The sequence below is a fragment of the Streptomyces sp. SM10 genome, from assembly GCF_002910915.1.
Taxonomy (GTDB): Bacteria; Actinomycetota; Actinomycetes; order Streptomycetales; family Streptomycetaceae; genus Streptomyces.
In genome coordinates this window covers 12,890-15,389 of sequence record NZ_NEUF01000195.1, presented here as the reverse complement: position 1 = coordinate 15,389, position 2,500 = coordinate 12,890, and the positions used below count along the sequence as shown (strand labels likewise).

Genomic DNA, 2,500 nt, shown 5'->3' with positions numbered 1-2,500 from the left:
GCCCGATCTCTTCGGAGTTGAGGGTAGTGGTGGAGCCGACGAACCAGACTTGTACTAGGTAAGCGATGGGGTGACGCAGGAAGGTAGTCCAACCCGGGCGATGGTTGTTCCCGGGGTAAGGGTGTAGGCCGTGTGGTAGGTAAATCCGTCACACATTAAGGCTGAGACCTGATGCCGAGCCGATTGTGGTGAAGTGGATGATCCTATGCTGTCGAGAAAAGCCTCTAGCGAGTTTCATGGCGGCCCGTACCCTAAACCGACTCAGGTAGTCAGGTAGAGAATACCGAGGCGTTCGGGTGAACTATGGTTAAGGAACTCGGCAAAATGCCCCCGTAACTTCGGGAGAAGGGGGGCCATCACTGGTGATCCGATTTACTCGGTGAGCTGGGGGTGGCCGCAGAGACCAGCGAGAAGCGACTGTTTACTAAAAACACAGGTCCGTGCGAAGCCGTAAGGCGATGTATACGGACTGACGCCTGCCCGGTGCTGGAACGTTAAGGGGACCGGTTAGTGCACTTTCGGGTGTGCGAAGCTGAGAACTTAAGCGCCAGTAAACGGCGGTGGTAACTATAACCATCCTAAGGTAGCGAAATTCCTTGTCGGGTAAGTTCCGACCTGCACGAATGGCGTAACGACTTCTCGACTGTCTCAACCATAGGCCCGGTGAAATTGCACTACGAGTAAAGATGCTCGTTTCGCGCAGCAGGACGGAAAGACCCCGGGACCTTTACTATAGTTTGATATTGGTGTTCGGTTCGGCTTGTGTAGGATAGGTGGGAGACTTTGAAGCGGCCACGCCAGTGGTTGTGGAGTCGTCGTTGAAATACCACTCTGGTCGTGCTGGATGTCTAACCTGGGTCCGTGATCCGGATCAGGGACAGTGTCTGATGGGTAGTTTAACTGGGGCGGTTGCCTCCTAAAGAGTAACGGAGGCGCCCAAAGGTTCCCTCAGCCTGGTTGGCAATCAGGTGTTGAGTGTAAGTGCACAAGGGAGCTTGACTGTGAGACCGACGGGTCGAGCAGGGACGAAAGTCGGGACTAGTGATCCGGCAGTGGCTTGTGGAAGCGCTGTCGCTCAACGGATAAAAGGTACCCCGGGGATAACAGGCTGATCTTCCCCAAGAGTCCATATCGACGGGATGGTTTGGCACCTCGATGTCGGCTCGTCGCATCCTGGGGCTGGAGTCGGTCCCAAGGGTTGGGCTGTTCGCCCATTAAAGCGGTACGCGAGCTGGGTTTAGAACGTCGTGAGACAGTTCGGTCCCTATCCGCTGTGCGCGTAGGAATATTGAGAAGGGCTGTCCCTAGTACGAGAGGACCGGGACGGACGAACCTCTGGTGTGCCAGTTGTCCTGCCAAGGGCATGGCTGGTTGGCTACGTTCGGAAAGGATAACCGCTGAAAGCATCTAAGCGGGAAGCCTGCTTCGAGATGAGTATTCCCACCACCTTGAGTGGTTAAGGCTCCCAGTAGACGACTGGGTTGATAGGCCAGATGTGGAAGCCCGGTAACGGGTGGAGCTGACTGGTACTAATAGGCCGAGGGCTTGTCCTCAGTTGCTCGCGTCCACTGTGTTGTTCCCAGGCCACGAACAGTCGTGCTGGTTGAACAGTTTCACTACTTAATTGAAAAGTGTGCTTGTTCGCTAAGTGCCGATATCCCGCGATGCGGGATTGGCCGATAGTGTTTCGGTGGTCATTGCGTTAGGGAAACGCCCGGTTACATTCCGAACCCGGAAGCTAAGCCTTTCAGCGCCGATGGTACTGCAGGGGGGACCCTGTGGGAGAGTAGGACGCCGCCGAACAATCTTTCAGGGCCCTTGGTCCCAGCGTTCATGCTGGGGTCAAGGGCCCTTTTTGTTTTGCCGAAGCGCGTCGGATGGTCGGCTGCGCGAGAATGTCTGTGGTACCCGATGACAGGAGTCACCCCCATGTCCACCAACTCTTCCGACGACCGTCCGGAGCGCGAGCCGCGTCGCCGGGACGGTGGTGACAGGGGCGGCTTCCGTGGCGGCCGTGACGATCGGGCCGGCGCGCCTCGACGTGACAACGACCGTGGTGGCTTCCGCCGTGACGACCGTGACCGTGGTCCCCGCCGTGATGACAGTCGTGGGGCCGGCGCAAGCGGTGGCAACTTCCGGCGCGATGACCGTGCCCCGCGTCGTGACGATGAGCGTGGTGGGTACCGCGGTGGCCAGCGCGATGACCGTGGTGGCCGTCCCAGCGGTGGTGGTTTCGAGCGTCGTGACGACCGTGGTGGCCGCCCGAGTGGTGGTTTCGAGCGTCGTGACGACCGGCCGCGTGGCCCGCGTCGCGACGACGACCGCCCCGGCGGTTTCCGTCGTGACGACAGCCGTGGTGGCAGCACCGGCGGCGGCTTCCGCCGCGACGACCGCAGCAGTGACCGTGGTCCGCGTCGTGACGACGACCGGTCGAGCAACTTCCGGCGCGATGACCGTGCCCCGCGTCGTGATGACGAGCGTGGTGGGTACCGCGGTGGCC

Annotated in this window: 2 rRNA genes and 1 pseudogene (1 of these 3 only partly in view); all 3 read left to right on the top strand. The window is 59.7% G+C overall.

The features are described 5' to 3' along the window. A 23S ribosomal RNA gene (locus B9S57_RS33995) occupies positions 1-1,553 on the top strand; it begins 1,573 nt to the left of the window's first position. Positions 1,554-1,686: 133 nt separating this feature from the next. Then, positions 1,687-1,803, top strand: a 5S ribosomal RNA gene (rrf, locus tag B9S57_RS33990). 202 nt (positions 1,804-2,005) lie between these two features. Further along, positions 2,006-2,500 (top strand): annotated as a pseudogene (locus tag B9S57_RS33985) (hypothetical protein); the annotation flags it as partial.